The following is a 5,619-nucleotide window of genomic DNA, read 5'->3' as shown; positions in this document are numbered from 1 at the left end:
TTTTCTACAGTAGGTATTGAATCATTTTTTGCAATAAAAACGACACTGTCATCTTTTTGAAAAACAAAATCTGACCTTGGTATAATTACTTTTTTATTTCTTAAAACAGCTCCTATTCTAATTTCATTAGGCAGATTAGCATTTTTAATTTCTTTATTTATTAATTCTGAAGTTTCTATTATTTCGGCCTCTATGACCTCATATTCACCATTGGAAATTGTATAAGCATTTTCAATTGAGCCTTTATGAATATGCTTAAGAATACTTGATACTGTATTCATTCTAGGATCAATAATATCATCAATCTTTAAAGATGATTGAAGAAGAGTATAATTTGGTTTATTAATCAATGCCATTGTACGTTTATCATCTATATCTTTCTGATCTTTAGCAAATTTTTCAACCAGAACACTTACCATCAAATTATCTTCATCATCATTAGTTAAAGCTAAAACAGTTTCCGCCTCCCCTAAATTTGCCTCTTCTAGTGCCTCTTCATCTAATCCATCTCCATTAATTACAATAGTATTGTTAAGATTATTTGCTAAATATTCTGCTCTATCTTTATTTTTTTCAACTATTTTTACTCTCGTCGACTCTAAAGTTTCCTCTAAATTTTTTGCTAAATTAAAACCAATATTTCCACCACCTACTATTAAAATTTTTTTAGAGATCTTTTCCTCATGTCCAAAAGCATTTAGAGTTTCTTCCATTTGAGAAGAATTGATAATAGCATAAATTTTATCATCACATTTTATCTGATCAGTTTTTTTGGGAATGAATGTTTTATCATTTCTTATTATGGCAATAATATTTGCATCTAATTGAGGGTGTTTTTTTGTTAATTCGTTTAATTTGAAATCTATCAATTTACAATTATCTTTGATCAATATTTCCAATAATCTGATTTTATTATCAGAAAAAGGAACGCTATCTAGAGCTCCTGGTGCTTCAAGTTTTCTTTGAATAGATTTTGCTATTTCGATTTCTGGAGAAATAATCACATCTATAGGAAGATTTTCTTTATTATAAACCCTTGTGAATTTAGGATTTAAGTAATCCTGAGAGCGAATACGTGCAATTTTTTTCTGAATATTGAATATTGAATAAGCTATTTGACAAATAAGCATGTTAATTTCATCATTTCTAGTTACAGCTATAATCATGTCAGCATCGGACGCATTGGCTTTTTCAAGAATTGATGGATAGGTCCCTTTACCTACTATTGCTTTGACATCTAAGCTATCATTTATTTTTTGTATATCCTCGCTAGATTGATCAATTACAGTTATTGAATGTCCTTGTTCACTCAACAATTTAGCAATAGTAAATCCTACTCTACCCGCTCCACAAATGATGATATTCATTTAGTTAAATTCTTTAATTCCTAATCCTTTAAGTTTTCTATGTAGTGCACTTCTTTCCATGCCAACAAAATTAGCTGTTTTAGAAATATTTCCATTAAATTTTTTCAGTTGAACTGTTAAATACTCTTTTTCAAATTTTTCTCTAGCTTCTTTTAATGGTACAGATAAGCTATTTTCAGTAATTTTTTCGTGAAAATTGTCACTTTTGAGAGACTCTTTAATTATGTTTGAAATTTTTTCTTTATTTTCTGGTTGTAAAATAGCTATTCTCTCTATTAAATTTCTTAACTCTCTAACATTACCTTTCCAATTATGGTTTAAAATATAACTGTCATTTTCATCAATTTTTAATGTTTTGATGTTATAATTTTCTGAAATTTTCTTTGAAAAATAATTAATCAATAATGGAATATCGGAGATTCTATTATTTAACGGTTCAATATGTATCTCAAATACACTTATTCTATGATAAAGATCTTCTCTGAAATCACCCAATTCAATTTCATTTTTTAAATCTTTATTGGATGAACAAATTAACCTTACATCAACTCTTACATCATTAGTTCCATTAATTCGTTTAAATTTTTGATCAATTAAAACCCTTAAAATTTTGGATTGAATGTCCAAAGGTATTTCTGAAATTTGATCTATAAGTAACGTTCCCTTATTTGCTTTTTCTAAAGCTCCATATGAAATTGACCCATCTGATTTTTCTTCGCCAAATAATTCCTGCTCGTACTTGTTGTTATCTAAAAGGGCACCATTTAAGATTATGAATGGCTTTTCTTTTCTTTTAGATTTTTTGTGAATTTTTCTCGCAATTAGCTCTTTTCCAGAACCTGACGGTCCATTAATAAGTATTCTACTATCTGTAATTGAAATTTTTTCAATTTGATCTCTAATGGTTGAAATATTTTTACTGTTTCCAATTAAATCATATGATGAAAATAATTTAGTTTCATATTCTTTATTTTGATTTTTTAAGTTCAAATTTTCTACTGCTCTACTTACAAAATTTAATAATCTAGTCTGATCAAATGGCTTTTCTACAAACTCAAAAGCACCATGCTTTAATGAGTCTATAGCCATTTCGATATTTGCATGACCTGAAATCATGATTACTGGAACATCTTTATTTTTAGATTTGATATGAGATAGTAACTGTATCCCATCGTTATCACCTTTATCTAATTTAACATCCAATATTGCAACGTCAGGAATCTTTTTATCGATTTCTCTTAAAGCCTGATTAAAATTTGCAGCAACACGAGTAGAATAACCAGCGTCTGTAATAAGATCATTTAAAATATTTCTAATATCAGCGTTATCATCAACAATAAAAATTTCAGCTGTCATTTAAATTAAAAGTTATATTTACCTTTGCTCCATCATTTATAGGAATAAATTCAATTTTTCCATTATGATCATTTATAATTTTATTTACAATTGAGAGGCCTAGTCCTGTACCATTTTTTTTAGTAGTAAAATATGGGTGCAATATATCCTTAATGTTATTTGCAAAATTTCCAAATCCTATACCGTTATCAATTATAGTGACGATTATATGATCATTATTTTCGTTAATTTCAATAGATATTTCTTTTGTGAAATCAAGCTTTTTTTCCTCTTTTTGATGAATACTTTCAATGGAATTTTTTATTAGATTAAAAAAGACTCTACTTAGTTGTTCTTTATCACCTTTAAACGTAATTTTTTTTGAATTTGTTTTTAAATTTAATTTAATATGTTTATCAAGTTCTGATACTAATTTAATAGTTTCTTTTAGTATTTGTACTAAATCATTTTGTTTTAAAATTGGTTTTGGCATTCTTGCAAAATCAGAAAACTCATTTACTAAATTTCCTATTTGTTTAATTTGATTATTAATTATCTTAAGATTTTCCTCAAAATTAGATTGATCTTTATTGTTAATTTGATCTAAGTATTTTGTTTTAATTCTATCAATTGTTAATTGAATAGGTGTCAATGGATTCTTTATTTCATGTGCTAATTTTCTTGCAAGATTACCCCAAGCTTCATGCCTTTCGTTAATAATTAATTTTTCTTGCTGTGTTTTCAGTTGATTTATCATCGAATTAAAATTTGAATTTAATTTTTCCAAATCTTTATCAGTTTTAATTTCTGGAACTTTAATATCTAAATCCCCTTTACCTATAGCTGAGGAAGCAAAAATCAAATTATTTATAGATCTAAAAAATCTAGAAGAAAATCTTATAGCAATTGTAATTGATATAAAAAGTAGTAATGTTACAATTATTAGGTAGATAATTGCAAAAGAAATTTTAATTCCTGTGCTTTTTTCTTCAACTGTATAATAAAAGTTAATAGCTTCCTGAGACTCTGTAAGATAATTTGAAATATTTTTATCTAAATATTTAATCACATATAAAAATCTATTATCAAATGCTTGTAATCTCATTATTGCCGCAGATATATTTTCAGGAGCATTAATAATTTTTAACGGTCTATCATCCTCTAAAACAAGTTTTAAAGCATCATCTAATGGAGGTTTGTATTTATTTAAATCATCTAAATTGGAAAAAAGTAAATTTTTATCTTGGTCAATAATATGTATTTCATCGATATTTCTTATAATTTTTTGTGTTTTTAGAAACCTCAAATATTCATCTTTATTATCATTTAGAAATTTAGAACTTTTATTAGTATCAAATGCTATAAGGATTATATCTGCTTCAACTTTATTTCTAACTTCTTGGACATAACTTTTAGCTAATTCGTATGAATTATTTACTACCGTGGTTACTTTCTTATCAAAATATTTTTCTAGTGCAAAAGAAAATAAAAATAATGAAAAAATTGAAATAAGTACTGATGGTATTAATGTAAATAAAGAGAAATAAGTAATATATTTTTTATTTGAAGTAATACCGTCTTTATCTATGTCAGATTTTATTGATTTTTTTACCTCAAAAAAAACAAACACAAATAATAAAATTAATAAAAAAATATTTGAAATTAGTAAATATTGAAGATTTTGCTGATTTAAATCTATAAAACCTTTATCAATAAAGGTTAAAAATGTAAAAAAACCTATAAATAGAGTAATTAGAAATAATATGATAATTATTATATTTTTTTTTAAAAACTCACGCATAATTTAGAGATAATATAGTAACTATAAATGAACAACTACTTTATAATTTTAGCAGCTGGAACTAGCAAAAGATTTATTTCAAACAAACGAAAGCAATATTTTTTATATAAAAATAAAGCATTATTTGAACATTCATTAGAAAAGGCTTTAAATTCAAAGCTTTTTAATAAAATTGTTTTAGTAGTTGATAATCCCAAGAAGATTAAAAAAAAGTATTCAAAAAATTTATTAATCATTAAAGGAGGCAAAGAAAGATCCGACTCATCTTTAATCGGATTAAAAAAAATTAAAAGATACAAACCATTAAATGTTCTAATTCATGATGCTGCAAGACCAAATTTTTCGATAAAACTAATTAATAGATTATTAAAAAATTTAAGAAAAAACATTGCCGTAATTCCTATTGTTAAATCTAAAGATTCCTTGAAATATAAAATTAAAAATCAAATATTTAATCTCAACAGAAATAATTCTTTACTAACTCAAACGCCTCAAGCTTTTAAATTTAATAAACTATATAATCTTGCTATAAATGCAAAAAATAAAATACCTGATGAGTCAACTCTTTTTATTGATACAAATCACAAAATTAGATTTATTTCAGGTGAAAATAGAAATACTAAAATCACATTTAAAGATGATATTAAAGACCCAAAAACTTATTTTGGTATAGGTTTTGATGTACATAAACTAATAAAGGATAAAAAACTTTATCTAGGTGGAGTCAAAATTCCTTTTCACTCTGGACTTAAAGGACATTCAGATGGAGATGTTATTTTGCATGCAATAATTGACTCAATTTTAGGTGCTACGAGAAAAAAAGATATTGGCACTTATTTTCCAAATACAAAGAAATTTAAAAATATTAGATCACCAAAAATGTTAAGACCAATTATCGATAATCTTAATAAATCTAATTTTTTAATAAATAACCTTGATATTAATTTAATTTGTGAACAGCCTAAGGTTTCAAAATATCGAGACAAAATAATTAACTCAATATCAAAACTAACAACTTTAAATAAAGATCAAATTAATTTAAAAGGCAAAACGGTAGAAAAATTAGGTTTAATAGGAAAAGAAAAAGCGATTGCTTGTGAGGTAATAATTTCAATT

4 protein-coding genes are annotated in these 5,619 nt (G+C 25.2%); 1 reads left to right on the top strand and 3 read right to left on the bottom strand.

Going from position 1 to position 5,619, the window contains the following annotated elements; genetic code table 11:
* The 3 genes from trkA to AMN70_RS01750 form a co-directional block, all read right to left on the bottom strand.
* Positions 1 to 1,367 (bottom strand): Trk system potassium transporter TrkA (gene trkA, locus AMN70_RS01760; protein ID WP_075501299.1); only part of this gene is annotated, 1,367 nt, incomplete at its 3' end.
* Positions 1,368 to 2,723: a sigma-54-dependent transcriptional regulator gene (locus tag AMN70_RS01755; protein ID WP_075501298.1), complete on the bottom strand. Its 1,356-nt coding sequence runs from the start codon at positions 2,721 to 2,723 to the stop codon at positions 1,368 to 1,370. It abuts the gene before it with no gap.
* Positions 2,713 to 4,503: a sensor histidine kinase NtrY-like gene (locus AMN70_RS01750; RefSeq protein WP_075501297.1), complete on the bottom strand. Its 1,791-nt coding sequence runs from the start codon at positions 4,501 to 4,503 to the stop codon at positions 2,713 to 2,715. The genes AMN70_RS01755 and AMN70_RS01750 overlap by 11 nt, the downstream gene beginning before the upstream one ends.
* A gap of 27 nt (positions 4,504 to 4,530) precedes the next feature.
* On the opposite strand from AMN70_RS01750, the gene ispF reads away from it, so the two are divergent.
* Positions 4,531 to 5,619: 2-C-methyl-D-erythritol 2,4-cyclodiphosphate synthase (gene ispF / locus AMN70_RS01745; RefSeq protein WP_075501296.1), on the top strand; the 1,089-nt coding region annotated here is incomplete at its 3' end.

This window comes from Candidatus Pelagibacter communis (assembly GCF_001179925.1).
Classification (GTDB): Bacteria; Pseudomonadota; Alphaproteobacteria; order Pelagibacterales; family Pelagibacteraceae; genus Pelagibacter; species Pelagibacter ubique_E.
This window is presented reverse-complemented; position numbering and strand designations above follow the sequence as displayed.

What these genes read in the sequence shown, in the direction of transcription:
- AMN70_RS01755 (WP_075501298.1), bottom strand. Translation starts at nt 2,723, where the DNA reads ATGACAGCTGAAATTTTTATTGTTGATGATAACGCTGATATTAGAAAT.
- AMN70_RS01750 (WP_075501297.1), bottom strand. Translation starts at nt 4,503, where the DNA reads ATGCGTGAGTTTTTAAAAAAAAATATAATAATTATCATATTATTTCTA.